Origin of the sequence: Nesterenkonia sphaerica (assembly GCF_005771565.1) — a bacterium.
Classification (GTDB): domain Bacteria; phylum Actinomycetota; class Actinomycetes; order Actinomycetales; family Micrococcaceae; genus Nesterenkonia; species Nesterenkonia sphaerica.
In genome coordinates this window covers 289124-309976 of the sequence record NZ_VAWA01000001.1, presented here as the reverse complement: position 1 = coordinate 309976, position 20853 = coordinate 289124, and the positions used below count along the sequence as shown (strand labels likewise).

Below are 20853 nucleotides of genomic sequence, written 5' to 3'. Positions count from 1 at the left end.
TGTCACAGGTCCGGCAGATAGGTTAGGGCCTCGTCGTGGTCACAGCCGGTGGCCTCCAGCAGATCTACCACCATGGTGCGGGCCAGCAGAACCAGTGCCTCGCCCTCCAGATCGTGGATGTCCAGCCGCCGCGGGTGCAGCCTGGTAGCGACCGCGGCCATCGAATCGCGCGCGGTGTTCATCCACCGGTCGAACCCTGGGCCAGTCTCCCGCGCTGCCTGGCCCAGCTGGGCGGAGGCCTCCGCCAAGTGTTCCAGCACCGTGGCCAGCTGTACGGTGCCCGAATCGGAAAGCGTCGCGTGATCGATCGTGCTCACCGCGCGCCGGGTCATTACCCGCAGGCTCCGCACCGCCAGATCTAGCTTGTCTGAAGTGTGTTCAATCCGGCGGACATAATGCCGGTGCCTCCGGTGGGCGGGGGAGAAACTGGTCAGCTCCTTCGCGCTGGTGAGCGCTTTGGCTGTCTCGTCGACCTGGGACTGCAGGCCACGGGCGCGGATCAGCGCGTGCCAGGCCTGCCGGGAGTCGGAGGTCTGCAGCGCGGCGGCGGTCTCGCGCAGGGCCAGGGTGAACTGCTCTGCGACTGCGCGCAACTCCCGGATCGGTTCACCCCGCGGGTCTTTGGGGGTGATCAGTGTGATCAGCAGGGCAGTAGCTCCGCCGACGACCGCATCGAGGGACCGGGTGAAGGGTCCCAGGGCGGCGTCGGGCGGCACGGCCACCATCACCACCAGCAGTGACTGCAGGCCCATCTGCATCGCCAGCATTGACCCCGGGTCCAGGAAGCGGGCTAGCATCACTGCGGAGAACACCGCGATCAGTGCGGTGACCACCCCGTCGCCGAGGCCCAGCACGAGCATGTCGGCCAGCAGGACCCCCAGGGTGCACCCCACGGCGACTTCTACCACCTTGCGCAGCCGTGGCTCCTTGGTGAACCCCATAGCTATCAGTGCCGCCACCGCCGCGAAGAGCGGGGTCTCATGCCCCAGCAGCTGCTCCGAAATGAGGTAGGCCGCGACACCGGCCACCGCCATCTGCAGCGCCGGAAGAACCGAACGCCGGGCGCGTACTGCCCCGGCACGGACACGGTTGGCGCCTGCCCGGCGTGTGGAGCGGAAGGCTCGGCGCAGCGACTGAAGAATGGACCTCACCCCAGAAGTCTAGATCCGGCAGGGCGGCCTCCGTCAGGCGCCGCGGCCCACACAGCGTCTCTTAATATGGGAAATGCCGCTCCGAACTGGGGGAGTTTCCTACATTCAGCGACGCTGAGTGCTGAGCGCTGAGCGCTGAGTCCTGAGTGCTTAGGCAAGGGCCCCGGGGAGCGCCACCTTGTCCTGCCGCTGCTCGGCCAGCCCGTCAGCGATCAGCGATTCCATGCAGCGGCTCCGCTGCACCATGTCCACCGCAGGCAGCGGCAGCTCGGCCAGCAGGTCGCTGCGTGCTGCCGGTCCTCCGGTGCGCAGCGCGGCCATAATGGCTCCGCGCACCTGCCGGTCCGTGCCGGCCCATGTCTGGGCCCGGGTCCTCTGCTGCTCCGTCGGCGGGGGCGAACCAGCCAGCCGCCAGGCGCAGAACTCAGCCACCGGGCACGCTGTGCAGGAGGGTGATCGCGCCGTGCAGACCAGTGCGCCCAGCTCCATCACCGCGATGTTCCACGTGCAGGCCAGTTCCCCGTCGTCCACGGCCGGGTCAGGAAACACGCTATGGGCCAGCCTCCGCTGGTCTGAGGTGTAGGTCTTACCGGGCAGCGCATCCCCGGCGAAGACCCGCGCGTGGACACGCCGTATGTTGGTGTCCACCACCACCTCAGGCTGGTCGAACGCGAAACATGCCACCGCGGCGGCAGTGTACTCGCCCACTCCCGGAAGCTGCCGCAGCTCAGCCGCAGTCTGCGGCACCTGGCCCCCATGTCGGTCCACAATCACCTGAGCCGACTCCTGAAGGCGCAGCGCCCGGCGTGGATAGCCGAGGCGGTCCCAGACCGTGAGGATTTCGGCCACGGGGGCTTCCGCAGCGTGCTGAGGGGTGGGCCAGCGCCGCATCCATTCGTGCCAGCGCGGCACCACCCGGCTCACCGGGGTCTGCTGCAACATCGCCTCCGACACCAGAACCCCCCACGCCGAGCAGTCCCTGCGCCGCCACGGCAAGTCCCGCGCGGCTCGGTGGTACCAGGAGGTGAGGGCCGTATGAACCGGCTCGGGGGCGGTGAGGGGATCGGGCGCAGCAGCTGTCATGACAGCCTCCAGTGTGGCAGACCCCGCGCTAGACTTGGGGCCAGGACCCTTCACCAGGAGGAGAACCAGATGGACCTGCCCCATCCCCGGCCGACCACCGCCGATGCAGATGCCCACCAGGGGGGCCCGGAGGCTGTCCGCGGCGAGGTGGCGCAGGTGCATAGCAGCCTGGACCAGGCCGCCGTCAGCCCGTACCAGGAGGTGCCTCCCCCTCCGCCCGGCTACAAGACGATGGGGAGCCTGGGGATCATCTACGCGGTGTGGGTGGCCTCCATGATGTGGACCGGCGGGTGTCTCGCAGTGTTCTTCGAAGAACTGCGTGCTGGCAATTCTGACGATGCCGCCATGATGATGTTCTTCGCAGCGCCGAGCATCGTAGTCAATGCGCTTCTACTGGGGTGGATCATTCGCATCCATCGTCGGCGCGGGGTGTACCGGCGGATACTCGACGACTCCTACGAGTCGCTTTTCGGCTACCACCCAGGGCGGATCTGACTCAGCTGTCAGACCCGCTCGTAGAGCTCGCGGAGCTCCGGCGGGATCGGGTAGACCACGCGGGGGCTGTGCGCTGCAGGAACCTCTGCTCCGCGCATCCGGCGGCCGGTTTCTGCAGCAAAGAAATTGATCCCCACCGCAGCGGTGAGCATGGCGGGTCCGAAGGAGAGCAGCGCCCCTGCCGCCCATGCCCAGAGTGTGGGATCGTCCATGGAGCGAGCCAGCCCGGTCCACCCACCGGCGAAGACCAAGCACAGCGCACCGCCGAGGCTGACGATAACGCCCAGGAACCAGCACACGCCGGCGGCAGGGGCGACGTCGGGCTCCGCATCAGTAATCACCGTGTTGTCCCGCGGCACCGCACGGAAGATCAGCCAGCCGCCCACCAGACCCCAGATGGCCGCGACCAGATAGGCCGCGATCATGTCAGAGGGCCGGTGCCAGGCTTCGATGAAGAGGTAGGCGCCCCAGCCCCCGCCCCACAGGGCTCCGAACACACCCACGGCCGGGCGAGCTCGCGGGCTGGCCACCAGGAAAACGGCCACCACTGCGGAGGCAGCCATAGTGGCGTGGCCGCTGGGCAGAGAGTTGTTGATCCAGTAGGAGGGGTTGCCGACAAGATCCGGGCGATCCAGCATTCCGTACTTCAGGATCTGGGTGGAAATATTGGCAGCCAGCACCGTGCCCAGAGCGATCAGACCGGCCAGGTACTTGCGGCCGGCCAGCACTATCGCGATGAAGAGAACCGCCGGGGGAGCCATCACCACCACCGCTATCCACCGGTTCTGCGGATTCAGATAGGGCAGCGGATGTTCAAAGTGATCTGCAGTCATCCGCATCACGTTGTCCAGGAACTGCCCGGATTCGGTGCGCACGAAGTACTCGTACACGGCGAGGAACAGCACCCCTGCCACCACGAGCGCCGCGATCCAGAGGCCAGTGCGCCGGGCGGGCGGGCGCAGCGCAGAGGATGAAGGCATGAGCTTATTGTTCCAGCTCCACCTGAGAACTCGCGAACATAGACTGAAGCGTGTGGAAGCACATCAACTGCCGGAGCCCACGGAGCTGCTCGAGGCCGCCGTCACCGTCTCGCTGCCCCTGCGCACCCGGTTCCGGGGGCAGACCCGGCGCGAAGTGATGCTCCTTCGTGGGCCAGCCGGCTGGGCGGAGTTCGGGCCCTTTCCAGAGTACGGTCCGGAGGAATCGGCTCACTGGCTGCAGGCCGCGCTCCACGCCGCCTGGCAGGGGCTCGGCACACCCCAGCGGGAGGAGATCCCCATCAATGCCACCGTCCCCGCGGTGGGTCCCGCTGAGGTGGAGCCGGTCCTCGCCCGGTATGGCGACGTGGATGCGATCCCGGCGGTCAAGGTCAAGGTCGCCGAACCGGGAGACAGTACGCAGGACGACCTCGCCCGGGTAGCCGAGGTGCACCGACTGCTTCCCCGAGCCGGAATCCGGGTAGATGCCAACGGCGCCTGGACCATGACGCAGGCGGTAGACCAGCTGTCCCGCATCGCGGAGATCGCCGGGGACAGGCTTGAGTACGCTGAACAGCCCGTAGCGGGCATCGAGCCGCTGGCGGAGCTCCGGGAGCAGCTGCACAGCAGGAGAATGCCCATTCTGATCGCCGCCGATGAGGCGGTCCGTAAGTCTGACGACCCGCTTCGAGTGGCAGCCCTGGGAGCGGCAGACCTCATAGTCGTCAAAGTTCCCCCGCTGGGCGGGGTGGAGCGCGCTCTGGAAGTTGTGGCGCGGTCCGGGATGCCCGCCGTGGTCTCCTCCGCTCTGGACACCAGCATCGGTCTCTGCGCCGGGCTGGCCCTGGCCGCCCGCCTGCCCGAACTGCCCTACGCCTGCGGTCTGGGCACCGTGAGCCTCTTCCCAGAGGAGGTGGTCGCTGACCCGCTGGTGCCCAGCGCCGGAGCGCTCCGGGTGCCTGTGGTGCAGAGCCCGGGCCGCGGCGTCGTGATTCGCTCACCGGAGCCTGATCCGCAGCTGCTGCGCCAGCACAGCGTCAGCGCGCAGCGGCAGGCGTGGTGGTCCGGCAGGCTCAGCGCCGCATACGATGTACTCCATGGCAGCTGAGCGGGGCCCGTTCCGGGAGTTCGACGACTCCCATGATGCCGAGTCGCTCAGGCTGGCCCGCCGGGTGCTGCGCGGGCTGACCCTGCATATGCGACACGTAGTGCTGGCGCCGGGCTCCCGGTCGGCACCGTTGGCCTACGCCTTGGCCGAAGCCGAACAGCTCGGGGTGCTGAAACTGCACATCAGGACCGATGAGCGCTCTGCCGCATTCACTGCGCTGGGCATCGCCATGGCCACCGGGGAACCGGCCGGAATGGTCACGACCTCCGGCACCGCCGCCGGGAACCTGCTGCCGGCAGTGATGGAAGCAGACATGTCCGGAGTCCCGCTGGTGGTGATCACCGCCGACCGTCCGGAGCGGCTCCAAGGAACCGGGGCCAACCAGACAGTCTGGCAGCAGGGCATGTTCAGCGGCCGAGTGCGGGATGAGCTGCACCTGGAACAGTCTGACCTCCGCGACGGAAGCCTGCGCCTGGAGCCGGTCTCCCGCGACGACATGCTCGCCGCAGAGACCCAGGCGGCTCTGCTGCTGCGCGCCTCCACCACAGTCAATGACCGGTCCGCTCCCGGACCGGTCCACCTCAACATCGGTTTCGCCGACCCCTTGATCCCGGCACCCGGTCCGCGCGGGACGGGAACCCAGCGCTGGGCCCGGAAACGTGTTCTGCCGGCCCAGACTGTTGACTCTGCAGCCACTGGGCCAGAGGCCGCTCCCATGACCGAGTCCTCACACAGGGTGCTGTTCGTCATGGGCCATCAGGCACCTGCTGAGGCAGTGGAGTTCGCCCGCCGCCTGGGCCACCCGATGCTCGCCGAACCGACTTCTGGGGCGCGCTGGACCGATTTGGCGCCCATCCAGGGGTACCGGCTGCTGCTGCAGTCCCCGGCTGGGTCCCGCGCAGCGGATCTGACGGCCGGAGTGCAGCGGGTGGTTGTCGCAGGGCGGCCCACGCTCACCAGGCCGGTGCAGAAGCTGATCAGCCGCCAGGATGTTGAGGTAGTCCAGTACGCGCCCCGGGCCAGCCCGTGGCATGATGAGCGGCTGCCTCGCCGAGTCATCACCGGTTACGCAGAACTGGCCGAGTTCGCCGGCCGCGCCGCACCCGCATGGGCCCGGGCGTGGGAGGAAGCCGGACTGCAGGCCCAGAGCACCATTGACACGCTGCTGCGCCAGGACGACGACGCCGCCGGCAGCCTCAGCTCGGTTCGGGCAGCACAGTTCGTGGCGGAGCGGGTCAGAACGCCGCTGCTGTTGGGCTCTTCCTCAGTGGTGCGCGATGTGGACCTCACCGCAGCCTTGACCCGGTCGCTGCCTGGGACCGCCGGCCGCACTGATCCTCAACGCAGGCTCTACGCCCTGCGCGGAGTCTCGGGGATCGACGGCAACGTCTCGGCCGCCGCGGGTGTGGCTCTGGCCGCCGGGCACCGGGTGACTGCGATGGTGGGGGACCTCACTTTCCTCCACGACACGAACGCGCTGCTGATTCCGGCCACCGAGGAAGCCCCCCACTTGGACATTGTGGTGATCAATGACGGCGGTGGGGCGATCTTTGATCAGCTGGAACACGGGGAAGTGGGCCGCCGCGCAGGCCAGGCGGCGACCGTCGAGCGGCTTTTCGGCACCCCGCAGACCGTGGATGTCGAGGCGCTCGCCGACGCGTATCAGCATGAGTACATCTTCGCCGAGGACCTCGGTGAGTTGGAACGGGCGCTGACCCACCCGGACGACAGGATCGGCATCCGGATCATCGAGCTGCGCACCGACCGCTCCCGGTTGCGGGATCTGCACGCCAAGCTGCTTCAGGGCCCATTCACGTGAGTGTCTGCGGTCGCCGGGTCACCGACGGAGTGGTCAGGCTTCCAGACCCAGGGCCCAGAGCATCGGCTTGAGCTTGACCCTGGTCTCGGCCAGCTCCGCCTCCGGCTCAGAGCCAGCCACCACACCGCAACCGGCGAAGATGCGCACTGTGCCGCCGCCGGCTTCGGCGTTCTCGCTGACAACGCCCCCGCGCAGGGCGATACCGAAGTCAGCGTTGCCGGCGGCGTCGAGCCAGCCCACTGGCCCGGCGTAGGGACCCCGGTCCATACCTTCCAATTGGGCAATAAGCCCGGCGGCCGTCGTCGTGGGGGTCCCGCACACCGCCGCTGTGGGGTGGGCGGCCTCGGCCACCTGGAGCGGGCTGGGGTACCGCCCTGCGGCGTCGGCGGAGAGCTCGCCACTGATATCGCTGGCCAGGTGGTAGACATTGGGCAGCTCGAGCACGCTGGGTTTGCTGGGTGACTGCAGGGTTCCGGTGACCGGACGCAGCTGCTCCAGCAGAGAGGTGACTGCCAGTCCGTGTTCGCGGTGCTGCTTAGCGTCGCGCACCAAGTCGGCAGTGTGCTGAGTCCGGCCGATGGTCCCGGCCAGCACTCTGGAGGAGAGCCTGGTACCGCGCAGCCGCACCAGCATCTCTGGGGTCGCTCCGAGCACCGTTTCTGCCGTGCCACCGGTGCCGCCGACGCAGTACGTCCAGGTCTGCGGGTATTCGCTGGCCAGTCGAGCCAGCAGGCTTCCGGTGTGCAGCGGGCTCTGGGTGCCGAGAAGCAGATCGCGGGCCAGCACAAGTTTGTCGACTGTGCCCTCGTGAACAGCTGTCAGCCCGGCGGCGATGGCACTGAGGTACTGGCGTTCGGACTGCACACCGGGCTGCAGGCGGCACTCGGGCATGTCACCGCCTGCGGAGGCTCCGGTGGGCTGCAGCAGCCGGCGGTCGTTGATGCGCAGGCCGTGCCGCGCCAAGACCTGCTCGGGAGACTCCGGATGCGCAGTGGTGATCAGCACCGAGGTTCGCCCTGCCTCACTGCGGATCAGCACCTCAGGAATCAGCAGCCGGGACAGTGCCTCGGAGTCTTCGGAGAAGGTGATGGAGACCAAAGCCACAGGCCCGGAAGAACCAGGCGTTGCCGGCGAGTGCGGCACTGACTCCCAATAGTCGGCGAGGTCGCGGAAACGGCCCGGCCCGGCTGCGGTGGTGCTGGCCGCGACCCCCAGGCCGATCAGGCCTTCACGCTCACGAATCCAGGTCCCGGAGGGCCGGAGGTGGGGGAGCAGACCCACCAGGCCGCCCGGAAGGTCCACGTCCTGCACAGTAGTGTGGAGGCAGGGCGGCGCTGAGATCATGGCTGTCCCATCTTACGCGGAGCCTGGCCGGGGGCGCGGTGGTCCCGGTCATGGGAGAATGCTGGGGTGATTCAGCGCGCAGGGAACCGAGCCGACCTCTCCAAACGGCCGCAGGACGTCGCCTCCATGTTCGACCAAGTGGCCGAACGTTATGACCTGACCAATGACGTCATCTCCTTGGGGCAAACCAGGAGATGGCGGCGGAAGCTGACCCAGGCCATCGGCATCCGGCCGGGCGAGCACCTTCTGGACTTGGCCGCCGGCACCGGGGAGTCCACCCTGCCCTTCCACCGGGCAGGTGCTGAGGCCGTGGCCTGCGATTTCTCCCTGGGCATGCTGCAGGTGGGCAAGCGCCGGCATCCTGAACTGACATTCGTCGCCGGGGATGGGATGAACCTGCCATTTGCCGATGACAGCTTCGACGCCGTCACCATCAGCTTTGGACTGCGCAACATTTCCGATACAGCGGTCGCCCTCCGCGAGATGTGCAGGGTGGCCAAGCCGGGAGGGCGGCTGGCGGTGATGGAGTTCTCCGACCCCACGTGGCGACCCTTCAGCATCGTGTACAACGAGTACCTCATGCGGGCCCTGCCGGCGGCCGCTCGTGCGGTGTCGTCAAACCCGGAGGCCTACGTCTACCTTGCGGAGTCCATCCGCGCGTGGCCGGACCAGCGGGCGTTGGCTGAGCTGGTGGCTGAGGCCGGTTGGTCTGAGGTGGAATACCGGAACCTCAGCGGAGGCATTGTGGCCATTCACCGCGCAGTGAAGCCCCGGCGCAGCGGGCCTGGGGTGCCGGGCAGCCCGGAGGGTGCAGCGCAGAGCCATCCCGGACGGAAGGGCTAGGCTTGACCCTGATGACCGAATCACAAGTTTCCGGTGACACCGCGAGTATCCACCTTCCGGCAGGATTCGACGTGCTCGCCGACGACGATCTGCTTGCTCAGGAAGTCACCGAGTCCCTCCAGGCGGTGGAGGAGCAGCTGCTGGCGGCACTGTCCAGCACCGACGAGCTGGCCAACTCTGCTGCCCGCTACCTGGCTGAGGCCGGAGGCAAGCGGATCCGCCCGCTGCTGACCATTCTCACCTCGCTGCTGGGCGAAGGCGTCAATGAGCGCGTCCTGCGCGCGGCCATGGTGATGGAGATGACTCACCTGGCCACGCTGTATCACGACGACGTCATGGATTCCGCACCCCTGCGCCGGGGAGCGCCAAGTGCCCACGAAGTATGGGGCAATTCGGTGGCCATCCTCACCGGGGACATCATCTTGGCTCGGGCCTCGCAGCTGATGACAGAACTCAGTGACGACGGATCGCGGATCCAGGCGGAAACGTTTGAGCGGCTTGTCATGGGACAGCTGCGCGAGACTGTGGGCCCGGGCGAGGGGGAGGACCCCTATGACCACTACCTGGGCGTGATTGCCAACAAGACTGGTTCGCTGGTCGCTGCGGCGGCTCAGCTGGGGGCCTACTACGGCCGTACTGACCCCGAACATTCCCAGCTGCTCCAGACCTATGGGGAGGCCGTGGGAATCGCCTTTCAGCTGGCTGATGACGTGATCGACCTCACCGCGGACGGCGCGTCATCGGGGAAGTCACCGGGGACTGACCTGCGCGAGCGGGTACCCACCCTGCCGGTGCTGCTGCTGCGCCGTGCGGCGCAGAGCAATGACCCGGCAGCGCAGGCGGCGCTGGAGCTGGTGGAGGGTGACCTCACCGGAGATGCTGAGCTGCAGGAGGCTGTCCGAGCGGTGGTAGCTCATCCGGTCACTGAGGAGGCGTGGGCCGTGGCTCGCGGATGGTCGACGCGGGCCAAGGAGGCCATCGCGCCGTTGCCGTCCTCGACGGTGAAGTCGGCACTGCTCTCCTTCGCGGATGCGGTGGTCGACCGCGACGGCTAACCCGCCGCAGTGAGAACCTTCTGCAAAGCAGGCCGCAGCTCATCGGCCAAGCGGGCGCGGTAGTCGACCTGAAGCGGGTGGCGGATCTGGCGGTAGAGCAGATCGTCGCTGTAGCGGGGAAAGACGTGCAGGTGATAGTGCCATACGTGTTGGTTCCCAGCGGGCTCATTGTGCTGCCGCACGGAGGTGCCCTCGGGGTTCCAGGCCAGTTTGATCGCCAGTGCCACGTGCCGGGAGAAAATGCTGATCTTGGCCAGCAACTCATCCTCGAGGTCGTAGAGCGCCTCGCGGTGGGCCGCGGGGATGATCATGGCATGCCCGGCGTGCGGGCCGAACCCGTCGCAGGCGATAAGCACCAGCAGGTCTTCATCCTGATAGACCAAGTCGCTCAGCTCACACCGATTCCCCGGGTCTGAGACATCGCCGGCGGCGACAGCGCAGAACGGGCAGATATAGCCTTCCGGGGCATGTGACTTCCAGCGCACTTCGGCGTCGTCGTGCGGCTGGGGCGGCAGGGTGGGCTCAGCGGTCTCTGAGGAGAACTGCTCAGCCACTCAGTCCTCCTCGAAAGAGAATTCCAGCAGATAGAAGAGGAACTCGCTGACAGTGGCACCTTCGGCGGTCCACTCGTGGCGGTCATTGTTGCGCCGGTGGATCATGGGGTCGGGAATGTTCAGGTCCGCAGTCTCCACACCCCACACCCAGCGCTCCTCCTCGTCCTCCAAGAACAGCAGGTACCCCTCCTCCGTCACCAGCTCGTCTGGGTCGAAGATGAAGTGATAGGCCTCCAAGATCTCCTCGCACTGTCCCAGCGCCAGGTAGAGCTCCTCCAGTATCAGCGGCAGTTTGGTCCGGTCCGGCAGTTCGGAATCCGCCAGCAGCTCAGCCAGCTCACTGCGGCTGTATCCTTCGGCCGGGGTCCACTTGTCATCGAGATATCGGGGGACCAATGCTTTGAACCTGTCCAGGAACATCTCTGCCATGTTCGCGCTGCCCGCCTTCCGCTGTGCCCCACTTGCGTTTCAGGATTGCTCCCGTCTCATCTTATGGTCCCCGGGAAGAACTGCGGCAACTTGGTGTGTTGACCCCAATAGGTGCGCCGCAGGGACCGCCGGTGCGCTGCATCACGGCCTGTGGCCCACGAGCCGCATAGGGCATACTGTCCTGAGGTCAATTCGCGCAACAGTCGCGTTCATCGAAAGGAAACCCGCCGCACAGTGTCTGAGACTCACACCTCCCGACCCACCCGCGTGGCAGTTGTCGGTGCAGGTCCCGCAGGGGTCTACGCATCGGACATCTTGGCCAAAGCCCAGAAGAAGCGCGATCTGCGCTTCTCCATCGACCTCTTTGACCGGTACCCTGCCCCCTTCGGCCTCATTCGTTACGGCGTGGCACCGGATCACCCGCGGATCAAGGGGATCATCAAGGCGCTGCACAAGGTGATGGACCGTGGTGACGTCCGACTCTTCGGCAACGTGGACATCGGTTCGGACCTGAGCATTGAGGACCTCAGAGCCCACTACGACGCCGTCATTTTCGCCACCGGTGCCGTCAAGGACGCACAGATGGACCTCCCCGGAGTCGAGCTGGAAGGCTCCTTCGGCGCCGCTGACTTCGTCTCCTGGTACGACGGTCACCCGGACTACCCGCGCGAATGGCCGTTGGAGGCCGAGCAGATCGCGGTCATCGGCAACGGCAATGTGGCTCTGGACGTGGCGCGGGTGCTCTCCAAGCAGCCCGATGACCTGCTCACCACTGAGATTCCCGACAATGTGTATCAAGGGCTGGCATCCTCGCCGGTCAAGGACGTGCATGTCTTCGGCAGACGCGGACCCGCCCAGGTGAAGTTCACCCCGCTGGAGCTGCGTGAGCTCTCCCACTCAGAGGACGTCGACATCGTCCTCTACGAGGAGGACTTTGACTTCGACGAGGCCTCCGATGAGGCCATCAAGTCCAACAACCAGATCAAGACCATGGTGAACACGTTGGCGAACTGGATGGTGGAGCAAGAGGAACGCACTGAGGAGGCCTCGCGCAGACTGCACCTGCACTTCCTGCACCAACCGGTGGAGATACTCGAAGGCCGGGACAGCACGGGGGCCGGCACCGGAAAGGTGGCCGGAATCCGGTTCGAGCGCATGGAGCTGGACGGGACGGGCAATGTGAAGGGCACTGGTGAGTACCAGGACTACCCCGTCCAGGCGGTCTACCGCGCCATCGGTTATTTCGGGTCGGAGATTGAAGGTATTCCCTTCGATGCCAAGCGCGGGGTGGTACGCAATGAAGCTGGCCGCGTGCTGGACGAGGATGGGCACCACGTGCCGGGAACATACGCCACCGGATGGATCAAGCGCGGCCCGGTCGGGCTGATCGGACACACCAAAGGTGACGCCCTGGAAACGATCGACTGCCTCATCAGTGACTTGGACCGGCTGCCGCCGGCGCAGCACCCCCAGGAGGAGTCAATAGTTCAGCTGTTGGAAGCCAGGGGCGTCGAGTACACCACCTGGGAAGGCTGGCTGAAACTCGACGAGCATGAGCTGGCACTCGGGGAGGCAGCCTCGGAGAACGGTCAGGTCACGCGTGAGCGCGTGAAGGTGGTTCCGCGCGCGGATATGGTGAAAATCAGCCGAGCTCAGCGCTGACCAGCCATCTCCTTCAGACGCGCGATCCGGTCATCCATCGGCGGATGGGTGGAGAACATCTGCCGAGCCCGTGGACCAAACGGGTTGGCGATCATCATGTGAGCGTGCGCGTCGTGCTTCGGGTCTTCCTTCAGCGGAACCCGGGAAATGCCGTTCTGCAGCTTGTCCAGAGCTGAAGCCAGGGCCAGCGGGTCCCCGGAGAGCTCGGCCCCATCGGCGTCGGCGTCGTATTCGCGGGTGCGGCTGATGGCCGAACGTATCAGGCTTGCCGCCAGCGGCATCAGGATCACCGCCAACAGGCCCCCGACCAGCGCCAGCGGGTTGCCGCCGCCGCGGCCGCGGGCTCCGCCGAACAGTATGAAGAACTGCGTGATGGTGGTGAGGAACCCGGCCACGGCAGCGGCCACGGAGGAGATCAGGATGTCCCGGTTGTAGATGTGCATCAGCTCGTGGCCGGTGACGGCGCGCAGCTCACGCGGGGTGAGCAGGTTTAAGATGCCTTCGGTGTAGCACACCACACCCCGCTCCGGGTCGCGGCCGGTGGCGAAAGCATTGGGCGTCGGCTGAGGGGAGACGAAAATGCGCGGCACTGGCGACTGCGCACGATGAGCCAGCTCCTCGACCATCTCATAGAGTGCCGGGGCCTGCTCCCGGCTGACTGGGTAGGCCTTCATCGCCCGGATCGCGATCTTGTCCGAGTTCCAGTAGGAATAGGCCACAGAGAACAGGCCGATACCCGCGAAGATGAACAGCACAGCGGGGCTCTGCACTGAGTAGGCCACAATGGCTCCGACCATCAGCACCATGGCGAACAGGAACGCCAACAGTCCTACAGTGCGCAGCCGTCCGTGATGGTGGTGCATCTTGTGACTCCTGAATCTAGGGCTCCGGTGGTGAGGATTTCACCTCGATCAACGCCATTCTAAGCCGCGGTGTTCCACGAGATCTTGGTCACGGTTTCGATCTTTTGAACCATGTTCCCAGATTGTTTACCTGCAGTTCACTTTCGACTGTCAGCCTGCTCAGGACAGAGCAACTGGAGACTTCCAGGACCGCCGAGGATCATCCCTCATTCATGCACGAACGGAGAGCTGATGGCTGTACTGCCAGCACCGGAGAAGTTCGAAACGCTCACCACCCCCACAGCTGCTGGCACCGCCGCCACCCCCCGGCTTCCCGGAGGGCTGCACCACCGGTTGTCCACCAAGACGGGCAACGTTCTCAACTGGCTGATCGTGGCGGCTTGCGTCTATGTGCTCATCACCGCAGTGAACGTGATCGGTTCGGGTTTCTCCCTCGCCGCAGGTGATCAGGCGTCCTCGCTCTTCGAATTCGCGGCCAACCCCATTGTGGGTCTGATGATCGGCATCGCTGCGACCGCGCTGAGCCAGTCCTCCTCCACCACCACCTCGGTGACCGTGGGTCTGGTGGCTGGCGGACTGCCGCTGAGCATCGCCGTGCCGATCATCCTGGGCGCAAACATCGGCACCACCCTGACCAATACGCTGGTCAGCCTCGGTATGGTCCGGGACAAGGCCCAGTTCCGGCGCGGGTTCGCCGCCGCCACCGTGCATGACTTCTTCAATCTGCTCGCCGTGGCGATCTTCCTGCCCCTGGAGATCGCGTTCGGACTGCTCGAACGCATCGCCTCAGCCTCGGCCTCCGCCCTGTCCGGCACCGATGGCGGCATCATCGCCATGATTTTCGGCGGCCTGGGTACCGTGGTGAAGGGGGCGACGACGCCCCTGGCGCAGCTGATCACCTGGAGCCTGAGCTGGCTGCCGGGAATCTGGGCAGGTGTGGCGATGATCGTCGTCGCCATCGCACTGATCCTGGCAGTGATCAACCTCATTGGCCGCAAACTCCGAGCACTGCTGGTGGGCCGGGCCCAACGGGTGCTGAACTCCGCCATCGGGCGCGGTCCCATCACCTCGATCGGGTCCGGTGCTGTGGTCACGGTTATGGTCCAGTCCTCGTCCACCACCACCGCACTGATGGTCCCGCTGGCCGGCTCGGGGGCGCTGAGCCTGCGCCAGCTCTACCCCTTTGCACTGGGTGCGAACATCGGCACCACCATCACGGCTCTGGTGGCGGCTTTCGCCTTCGACGGTGAAATGGGCACCATTGCGCTCACCGCAGCTCTGGTGCACCTGTTCTTCAACGTGCTGGGCACAGCCGTGATCTACGGCATCCCAGTGATGCGGGACATTCCGCTCAAGGGCGCTGAATGGCTCTCCGGGCTGGCTGCTGAGCGTACCCCGGTGGCGCTGGCCTGGGTCCTGGGCGTCTTCGTGGCCCTGCCCCTGGCGCTGATCTTCCTGCTCTGAGCGCCACCGGGGGTCGCCGCGGGGGGTTTTCAGCGCATGTTGATGAACTGCAGATCAGCGTCCTCGAAGTCCTTCAGCAACGCAATGACCGCCTGGAGGTCATCGCGGGACTTGGAGGAGACCCGCAGCTCATCACCTTGGATCTGAGCCTTGACCGATTTGGGTCCCTCATCGCGGATCATTTTTGAAATCTTCTTGGCCGTGGCCTGGTCGATTCCCTCCTTGATCTGACCTTCGATCCGGTAGACCTTGCCAGACTGCTTCGGCTCTGAGGTTTCATAGGACTTCAGCGAGATCCCCCGCTTGATGAGCTTGCTCTCCAGGACATCATTGGCGGCCTTGACACGCTCTTCAGCGTTTGCGGTCACAACGATCAACTCACCGTTCTGCTCCACAGACGCGCCGGTGCCCTTGAAGTCGTACCGCTGAGCGATCTCCTTCGACGCCTGGTTCAGCGCATTGGACACCTCCTGGGCGTCCACTTTGGAGACGATGTCGAATGTCGATTCCTTAGCCATATGGCTCCTTGTCTTCTTGTGTTGGGGTGTGCAGGATGCCGCTCGCCTACGCCTCGGGCTTCCAGCCCAGGGCCGGGCCGAGCCTGGTGGTCAGCTCGGCGAGCAGGTGGAGACAGTCGGCCTCTTCCAGCCCGGGCGGAAGCGCAAAGAGGACCTCGCCGCCGCTGGCGTACTCCGGGTCCTGCAGGAGTTCATCGGCAATGTCGTCACTGAGCCCGGTCAGCGCACCCGCTGGCTCTTCCGCGGCGACGTCATTGAATCGACGCTCCTGCTCGGGGCTCGCCGTGTCAGTGGGCAGCGCGGTGCGGACCACGTGCTGGCCGCGGCGAGCCACAGTCAGCCGCCCGCGGCAGAGCAGACTCAGCGTCTCAAGGTCGGCGGGCAGCTCCTGCGCGGTACCCCAGGCGGAGTCCGAGACTTCAGCGAGCAGACCGATCCGGCACGTGCGCTGGGAGGCAGCGGCCAGCACCGGAACCGGAGCTCGAATCCCGTCCGGGTCCGGTCCAGTCGCGAGGCAGGCAGCGTCGAACCCCAGTTCTTCGGCGCGGACCACGATCCGCAGCACAGCCTCAAGCGCACTGCTGGAATCGGGGCCGCTGACACCAGAGATGAGCAGACCCATGCGCTTCAGTGGCGATCCGGGACCGGAAAAGTCCTCCGCACGGCGCCGCGGACGTGGCAACACCCGGGTGCCACCGCGACGTCGGGTCTCCACCAATCCCCGCTCCCGCAGCTGGCTCCAGGCTTGAGCGATAGTGCCCACGCTGACGCCGAGCTCCTGGGCCAAATCCCGCACGGTGGGCAGCCGGGAGTCCGCCGGCAGCACCTTCATCTCGATCAGTTCTGAAATGCGGTCGGCAATCCCCGCCGGTGTCCGATCAGGCAGCCGGCCGGCGAGGTCTTCTGCGTCAAGGTCAGACATATGGAGGGTCTCCGATTCTGGCGGCCAATCTGGATGCCATACTACTCGCCGGCAGGATTCGAGAATTGCGGTCAGGGTGCGGTAAAGTTGTCCGGTGCTTGCGCTCGGGCGCGCCGAACACGGCGGGTTACCCGAGCGGCCAAAGGGGGCTGACTGTAAATCAGCTGGCACTGCCTACGTGGGTTCGAATCCCTCACCCGCCACGTATGCGCTCGCAGCGCAGGCACTCAGCGGCCCGGAGTCCTTCTGCGGAACACGGGCCGCTGAACAGTTTTCCTGGATTCGCCGGGCGCTTAATGCGGCTTCGCACTGCACAATGCCTACGCTCTGCCGTATTGTGGCGGCCATGGCTACCACGGAACTGACCTCTGAAGACTTCCAGAAGACGCTGGAGGAGTCCGATATTCTCTTCATCGATTTTTGGGCCGACTGGTGCGGTCCGTGCAAACAGTTCGCTCCGGTCTACGAGCAGGTGTCGGAGCAGCACCCAGAGATCACTTTCGGCAAAGTGGACACTGAGGCTGAGCGGGAGCTGGCTGCAGCTGCCCAGATCAGCTCCATTCCTACACTGATGGCGTTCCGCGAGAAGGTTCTGGTGTTCTCACAGCCGGGTGCGTTGAACGCCGAGCAGCTGAACCAGGTGGTGACCGCGGTGAAAGACCTCGATATGGACGAGGTGCACAAGCAGGTCGCTGAGCAGGACGAGGCTGAAGCCCCCCAGCAGGACTAGCGTCCCCGGTGGTCTGCCGGCTCTAAGCGCGGCCCGAAACGTTCTCCGCGGAAGCCGGAGAGTTTCAGCAACCGGATCACCCGCTGCCGGTGCGGCTCGAACGGCTCCAGCAGCTGAAGCATCCCCGCATCGTCAGTGCGCCTGCCCGTGAGTGCTTCGCCGACAAAGTGGGCCAGGTGGTAGTCCCCCACGGCGGGAAGGTCTGCAGCCCCGTGGGAGCGCTGCAGCGCTTCGGCCGTGGTCCACCGGCCTATCCCGGGGATGACCTGAAGCTGTTCCGCCAGGGCACCGACGCTGCCGGTCTCCGTGGCAGTGGAGTGGCCCAGCCGGTGGATGCTCCCAGCCCGGTCGGCCAGGCGAAGGATGGTTCGCGACAGCGGAGGCTGGACCCACATCTGGTGCCACTGCCAGCTGGGGACCCGTTTGAGCTGGTGGGCCGTCAGCGGCAGACGCAGCCATGACGGCGCCGGCAGCGAAGCGCAGGAGGGCACAGGATTCCCGTGGCGCCGCAGGAGCTGACGCCATCCGTGCCTGGCTTCTCCGTGAGTGACTTTCTGTTCCAATGTCGCTGTGACCAGCTGGTCAAAAAGTGCGCCCGTGGCCGGAAGCCGGACACCGGGATGGCGGCGCCGGACCTGCGCCAGCGTCGTGGAGACCAGGTCTCCCAGGGCGTCGAGCAGCAGCTCCAACTCGGTCCAGTCATCCTGGGCTCCCAGGGCGGTGGCTGACCGGCCCAGTGCCGAGACCAGGGCTGCCTCACTGTCCGCGACGGCGCGCACACGGACCCGGGACGCATCAAGCTGGTCGAACCGCAGGGTCGCCGCCCCCATGTGCTGGCCTGCAGGGTCGTACTGCCGCTGGGCCATCCACGCGCCGGCCCCGGGGGTTCCGCGCACCCCGCCGCGGAACGTGCCGGGGTCGGCCCTGATTGAGGGGTCGGCGTGCCCGCGCTGCAGCACAGAGATGGTTCGCGGAAGATCGAAGGGCGCCCCCAGATCCACCACCCTGACCGCCTCTAACGTCACCGGGCCACTCTAACGCTCCCGCGGGCGGGGGCATTATTGCGTCACAAGTCGCAGGGGACTGGGGCGCCGGGGTGCGCGCCGGTACGCTGAGAGCTATGAAATACGCCCAGTCCGTCGTCGAGCTGATCGGCGGTACACCCCTAGTCCGCCTCAACAGAGTCACTGAAGGCATCGAGGCCACAGTTCTGGCGAAGCTCGAGTATCTCAACCCCGGTGGGTCCATCAAAGACCGGATTGCCCTGAAAATGATCGAAGACGCCGAGAAGTCGGGCCAGCTGGCGCCCGGCGGCGTGGTGGTGGAACCTACTTCCGGCAACACTGGAGTGGGGCTCGCGCTGGTCGCCCAGCAGAAGGGCTACCGCGCAGTGTTCGTCACCGTCCCCAAGGTCGGTGTCGAGAAGCGGGACGTGCTCCGGGCCTACGGAGCAGATGTGGTGGTGGGCCCAGCGGGTGTGGACGGGGATTCGCCGCTGAGCTACTACGGCATCTCCGACCAGCTCGCCCGTGAGATCGAGGGTGGCTATAAGCCGGACCAGTTCTCCAACCCCGGCGCACCAGCCAGCCACTATGAGACCACCGGCCCAGAGATCTGGGCTGATACGGACGGCAAGCTGACTCACTTCGTGGTCGGCGCGGGCACCGGAGGTACCGTCACCGGTACTGGACGCTACCTCAAAGAGGTCTCCGCGGACCGGCCCTCCGGTCCCGTGCGGGTGGTGGTGGCTGATCCCGACGGCTCGGTCTACTCCGGCGGAGACGGGAGGCCGTATTTCGTCGAGGGTGTGGGGGAGGACATCTGGGTGCCCAACTATGACCCCACGATCCCCGATGAGAAGCACGCGGTGACTGATGCGGAGTCCTTCGCCATGTGCCGCAGGCTCGCCACTGAAGAGGGACTGCTGGTCGGCGGCTCCTCGGGCCTCGCCGTCACTGCGGCTCTGCGCGTGGCCAAGGACCTGGGGCCCGACGACGTGGTGGTGACTGTGCTGCCGGACTCCGGCCGCGGATACTTGGGAAAGATATTCAACGACCAGTGGATGATCGACCATGGGTTCGGAGCTGTGGTGTCGACCTCCACCGGCACCGAGATCAGCGTCAGCTCCACCGAGCAGATCAGCGCAGCAGTGCGCGAAGGCAAAGTCGCTGCGGCCGCCCCGGCAGCGGCACAGAGCACCGGCGCGGCCCACACCACCGCAGCGGAGCTGCTGCGGGCCAAGCGGGACATGTTCTCCAACGCGCTGCCGGAGGTTATCTCCATCACCCGGGATACCACTCTGCGGGAAGCGGTCAGCGTGATGAACCGGTACGGCGTCGACATTGTGCCGGTGATCGACCGGCCCGGAGGCACCGCCCGTATCGGGGAGGTCTACGGAGTGGTGGACGTGGCGCACCTGTCAGAAGATGTGATCGAGGGGCATGCCGCCTCCGACGATCTGGTCTCCGAGCACCTCAACGACAACCTCCCGCTGGTGGGCATCACTGAGCCCATTCCGCACATCCTCGCGAAGCTGCGCGTGAACCCCACCCTGCTGGTGGCCGACCAGGGCGATATTGTCGGGGTACTGACCCGCAATGACCTGCTGGCCCACCTTTCGAGCGCCAAGAGAGAGGAAGACACGATCGATGAGTAACCACGATCCCGGGTTCTCCACCCACGCCATCCACACCGGACAGGAAGTGGACCAGGTCTTCGGTGCCGTGGTGCCTCCGGTCCACTTCTCCACCACTTACGCGCCCGACGGCATCGGCAACCTGCGCAACGGCTATGATTACGGCCGGGCAGGTAACCCCACCCGCTCAGCGCTGCAGACCCAGCTGGCGGCCCTGGAGGGCGGCAATCATGCCTTCAGCTTCGGCTCCGGGCTGGCAGCGGAGGACGCAGTCATCCGTGCGCTGATGCGCCCGGGACAGCGGATTGTTATGGGCAACGATGCCTACGGCGGAACGTTCCGCCTCTTCGACAAGGTCCACTCCGCCTGGGGAGTGTCCAATACGCCGCTGGACCTCAGCGACCACGACCGGGTGGCAGCCGAACTGGAACACCCAGAGGCAACCCTGCTGTGGGTGGAGACCCCGTCGAACCCGCTGATGGCGATCACCGACATCGCTGCACTGGCGCAGCTGGCCCACGCCCACTCCGCTCTGCTGGTGGTGGACAACACCTTCGCCACCCCCTACCTGCAGCAGCCGCTGCGGCTGGGCGCCGATGTGGTGGTCCACTCCACCACCAAGTACATCGGCGGGCACTCGGACGTGGTCGGGGGAGCCGCAGTCCTGGGCTCCGATGACGCAGCCGATGAGCTGGCGGAGAAGATCGCCTTCCAGCAGTTCGCCGTCGGAGCGGTCTCCGGCCCTCTCGACGCCTACCTGACCACCCGTGGACTGAAGACCCTTGGTGTGCGGATGGACCGGCACTGCTCCAACGCGCAGGCCATTGCGGAGCACTTTGACGGCCACCCCGCCATTGAGCGGGTGCTCTACCCCGGCTTGGCCTCCCACCCCGGACACGAGCTGGCGGCAACTCAGATGCGCAGCTTCGGCGGCATGGTCTCGCTCCAGCTGGCAGGAGGAGAACCGGCAGCCCGCAAGGTCGCTGAAGCCACCAAGTACTTCATTCTGGCCGAGTCGCTCGGCGGCGTGGAGTCCCTGATGAACTATCCGCATGAGATGACCCACGCCTCGGTCCGCGGTACGGAACTGGCGGTGCCGGAGAACCTGCTGCGGCTCTCGGTCGGCATTGAAGACGTCCAAGACCTCGTCGAGGATCTGGAACAGTCCCTGGCTGGGCTGTAAAGGAACAGCGGACTCTTC

At 66.2% G+C, this 20853-nt stretch carries 20 protein-coding genes and 1 tRNA gene; 11 read left to right on the top strand and 10 right to left on the bottom strand.

Going from position 1 to position 20853, the window contains the following annotated elements; genetic code table 11:
- Window positions 1-2: 2 nt before the first annotated feature.
- Both FEF27_RS01490 and FEF27_RS01485 read right to left on the bottom strand, forming a co-directional pair.
- Window positions 3-1151 carry an FUSC family protein gene (locus tag FEF27_RS01490; RefSeq protein WP_243728914.1) on the bottom strand — a complete coding sequence of 383 codons (1149 nt, stop codon included), beginning with the start codon at window positions 1149-1151 and terminating at the stop codon, window positions 3-5.
- Window positions 1152-1301: 150 nt separating this feature from the next.
- Window positions 1302-2234 (bottom strand): HhH-GPD family protein, encoded by a 933-nt coding sequence (locus FEF27_RS01485; RefSeq protein WP_138169031.1) that lies wholly within the window; start codon window positions 2232-2234, stop codon window positions 1302-1304.
- A 69-nt stretch (window positions 2235-2303) separates the two neighbouring features.
- On the opposite strand from FEF27_RS01485, the gene FEF27_RS01480 reads away from it, so the two are divergent.
- Complete coding sequence (locus FEF27_RS01480) at window positions 2304-2729, top strand: hypothetical protein (protein ID WP_138169030.1); 426 nt, start codon at window positions 2304-2306, stop codon at window positions 2727-2729.
- Window positions 2730-2737: 8 nt separating this feature from the next.
- Here FEF27_RS01480 and FEF27_RS01475 read toward each other — a convergent pair whose 3' ends face one another.
- A complete protein-coding gene (locus FEF27_RS01475; protein ID WP_138169029.1) occupies window positions 2738-3709 on the bottom strand; it encodes a phosphatase PAP2 family protein in 972 nt (323 codons plus the stop codon).
- 52 nt (window positions 3710-3761) lie between these two features.
- Here FEF27_RS01475 and FEF27_RS01470 point away from each other — a divergent pair, with 52 nt between their 5' ends.
- Window positions 3762-4814 carry an o-succinylbenzoate synthase gene (locus FEF27_RS01470; RefSeq protein WP_243728911.1) on the top strand — a complete coding sequence of 351 codons (1053 nt, stop codon included), beginning with the start codon at window positions 3762-3764 and terminating at the stop codon, window positions 4812-4814.
- Window positions 4804-6633 carry a 2-succinyl-5-enolpyruvyl-6-hydroxy-3-cyclohexene-1-carboxylic-acid synthase gene (gene menD / locus FEF27_RS01465; protein ID WP_166429871.1) on the top strand — a complete coding sequence of 610 codons (1830 nt, stop codon included), beginning with the start codon at window positions 4804-4806 and terminating at the stop codon, window positions 6631-6633. Before FEF27_RS01470 ends, menD begins: the two co-directional genes overlap by 11 nt.
- Before the next feature lie 33 nt (window positions 6634-6666).
- On the opposite strand, the gene FEF27_RS01460 is transcribed toward menD, so the two are convergent.
- Complete coding sequence (locus tag FEF27_RS01460) at window positions 6667-7977, bottom strand: isochorismate synthase (RefSeq protein WP_138169026.1); 1311 nt, start codon at window positions 7975-7977, stop codon at window positions 6667-6669.
- Between the two features lie 126 nt (window positions 7978-8103).
- On the opposite strand from FEF27_RS01460, the gene FEF27_RS01455 reads away from it, so the two are divergent.
- Window positions 8104-8820: a demethylmenaquinone methyltransferase gene (locus tag FEF27_RS01455; protein WP_138169073.1), complete on the top strand. Its 717-nt coding sequence runs from the start codon at window positions 8104-8106 to the stop codon at window positions 8818-8820.
- Between the two features lie 11 nt (window positions 8821-8831).
- On the top strand, window positions 8832-9875 hold the full coding sequence (locus FEF27_RS01450; RefSeq protein WP_138169025.1) for a polyprenyl synthetase family protein: 1044 nt from the start codon (window positions 8832-8834) through the stop codon (window positions 9873-9875).
- Here FEF27_RS01450 and FEF27_RS01445 read toward each other — a convergent pair.
- Entirely contained in the window at window positions 9872-10360 is a 489-nt protein-coding gene (locus tag FEF27_RS01445; protein ID WP_138169072.1) for an HIT family protein, read from the bottom strand. The genes FEF27_RS01450 and FEF27_RS01445 overlap by 4 nt on opposite strands.
- Before the next feature lie 69 nt (window positions 10361-10429).
- Window positions 10430-10858, bottom strand: a complete 429-nt coding sequence (locus FEF27_RS01440) for a hypothetical protein (protein ID WP_138169024.1) — start codon at window positions 10856-10858, stop codon at window positions 10430-10432.
- Between the two features lie 234 nt (window positions 10859-11092).
- On the opposite strand from FEF27_RS01440, the gene FEF27_RS01435 reads away from it, so the two are divergent.
- A complete protein-coding gene (locus FEF27_RS01435) occupies window positions 11093-12520 on the top strand; it encodes an FAD-dependent oxidoreductase (RefSeq protein ID WP_138169023.1) in 1428 nt (475 codons plus the stop codon).
- On the opposite strand, the gene FEF27_RS01430 is transcribed toward FEF27_RS01435, so the two are convergent.
- Complete coding sequence (locus FEF27_RS01430; protein WP_138169022.1) at window positions 12511-13383, bottom strand: M48 family metalloprotease; 873 nt, start codon at window positions 13381-13383, stop codon at window positions 12511-12513. The genes FEF27_RS01435 and FEF27_RS01430 overlap by 10 nt on opposite strands.
- Window positions 13384-13614: 231 nt before the next feature.
- Here FEF27_RS01430 and FEF27_RS01425 point away from each other — a divergent pair, with 231 nt between their 5' ends.
- Window positions 13615-14847, top strand: coding sequence for a Na/Pi symporter (locus FEF27_RS01425; protein ID WP_138169021.1), 1233 nt, complete (start codon window positions 13615-13617; stop codon window positions 14845-14847).
- A gap of 29 nt (window positions 14848-14876) precedes the next feature.
- On the opposite strand, the gene FEF27_RS01420 is transcribed toward FEF27_RS01425, so the two are convergent.
- Entirely contained in the window at window positions 14877-15365 is a 489-nt protein-coding gene (locus FEF27_RS01420; protein WP_138169020.1) for a YajQ family cyclic di-GMP-binding protein, read from the bottom strand.
- Window positions 15366-15411: 46 nt separating this feature from the next.
- A complete protein-coding gene (locus FEF27_RS01415; RefSeq protein ID WP_138169019.1) occupies window positions 15412-16287 on the bottom strand; it encodes a GntR family transcriptional regulator in 876 nt (291 codons plus the stop codon).
- A 121-nt stretch (window positions 16288-16408) separates the two neighbouring features.
- Between FEF27_RS01415 and FEF27_RS01410 the strand changes: the two genes are divergently transcribed.
- Both FEF27_RS01410 and trxA read left to right on the top strand, forming a co-directional pair.
- A tRNA-Tyr gene (locus FEF27_RS01410) sits at window positions 16409-16490 on the top strand.
- Between the two features lie 113 nt (window positions 16491-16603).
- Window positions 16604-17017 carry a thioredoxin gene (gene trxA, locus FEF27_RS01405; RefSeq protein WP_481850140.1) on the top strand — a complete coding sequence of 138 codons (414 nt, stop codon included), beginning with the start codon at window positions 16604-16606 and terminating at the stop codon, window positions 17015-17017.
- Here the strand turns inward: trxA and FEF27_RS01400 are convergent.
- A complete protein-coding gene (locus tag FEF27_RS01400) occupies window positions 17014-18042 on the bottom strand; it encodes a DNA-3-methyladenine glycosylase family protein (RefSeq protein WP_138169017.1) in 1029 nt (342 codons plus the stop codon). The two genes, trxA and FEF27_RS01400, sit on opposite strands and share 4 nt — an antisense overlap.
- 95 nt (window positions 18043-18137) lie before the next feature.
- Here FEF27_RS01400 and FEF27_RS01395 point away from each other — a divergent pair, with 95 nt between their 5' ends.
- Entirely contained in the window at window positions 18138-19673 is a 1536-nt protein-coding gene (locus tag FEF27_RS01395; RefSeq protein WP_138169016.1) for a pyridoxal-phosphate dependent enzyme, read from the top strand.
- Window positions 19666-20835 (top strand): cystathionine gamma-synthase, encoded by a 1170-nt coding sequence (locus tag FEF27_RS01390; RefSeq protein ID WP_138169015.1) that lies wholly within the window; start codon window positions 19666-19668, stop codon window positions 20833-20835. Before FEF27_RS01395 ends, FEF27_RS01390 begins: the two co-directional genes overlap by 8 nt.
- Window positions 20836-20853 lie beyond the last annotated feature (18 nt).

What these genes read in the sequence shown, in the direction of transcription:
- FEF27_RS01450 (WP_138169025.1), top strand. Translation starts at nt 8,832, where the DNA reads ATGACCGAATCACAAGTTTCCGGTGACACCGCGAGTATCCACCTTCCG.
- FEF27_RS01475 (WP_138169029.1), bottom strand. Translation starts at nt 3,709, where the DNA reads ATGCCTTCATCCTCTGCGCTGCGCCCGCCCGCCCGGCGCACTGGCCTC.
- trxA (WP_481850140.1), top strand. Translation starts at nt 16,604, where the DNA reads ATGCCTACGCTCTGCCGTATTGTGGCGGCCATGGCTACCACGGAACTG.
- FEF27_RS01485 (WP_138169031.1), bottom strand. Translation starts at nt 2,234, where the DNA reads ATGACAGCTGCTGCGCCCGATCCCCTCACCGCCCCCGAGCCGGTTCAT.
- FEF27_RS01455 (WP_138169073.1), top strand. Translation starts at nt 8,104, where the DNA reads ATGTTCGACCAAGTGGCCGAACGTTATGACCTGACCAATGACGTCATC.
- FEF27_RS01415 (WP_138169019.1), bottom strand. Translation starts at nt 16,287, where the DNA reads ATGTCTGACCTTGACGCAGAAGACCTCGCCGGCCGGCTGCCTGATCGG.
- FEF27_RS01420 (WP_138169020.1), bottom strand. Translation starts at nt 15,365, where the DNA reads ATGGCTAAGGAATCGACATTCGACATCGTCTCCAAAGTGGACGCCCAG.
- FEF27_RS01460 (WP_138169026.1), bottom strand. Translation starts at nt 7,977, where the DNA reads ATGATCTCAGCGCCGCCCTGCCTCCACACTACTGTGCAGGACGTGGAC.
- FEF27_RS01480 (WP_138169030.1), top strand. Translation starts at nt 2,304, where the DNA reads ATGGACCTGCCCCATCCCCGGCCGACCACCGCCGATGCAGATGCCCAC.
- FEF27_RS01395 (WP_138169016.1), top strand. Translation starts at nt 18,138, where the DNA reads ATGAAATACGCCCAGTCCGTCGTCGAGCTGATCGGCGGTACACCCCTA.
- FEF27_RS01440 (WP_138169024.1), bottom strand. Translation starts at nt 10,858, where the DNA reads ATGGCAGAGATGTTCCTGGACAGGTTCAAAGCATTGGTCCCCCGATAT.
- FEF27_RS01390 (WP_138169015.1), top strand. Translation starts at nt 19,666, where the DNA reads ATGAGTAACCACGATCCCGGGTTCTCCACCCACGCCATCCACACCGGA.
- FEF27_RS01425 (WP_138169021.1), top strand. Translation starts at nt 13,615, where the DNA reads ATGGCTGTACTGCCAGCACCGGAGAAGTTCGAAACGCTCACCACCCCC.
- menD (WP_166429871.1), top strand. Translation starts at nt 4,804, where the DNA reads ATGGCAGCTGAGCGGGGCCCGTTCCGGGAGTTCGACGACTCCCATGAT.
- FEF27_RS01430 (WP_138169022.1), bottom strand. Translation starts at nt 13,383, where the DNA reads ATGCACCACCATCACGGACGGCTGCGCACTGTAGGACTGTTGGCGTTC.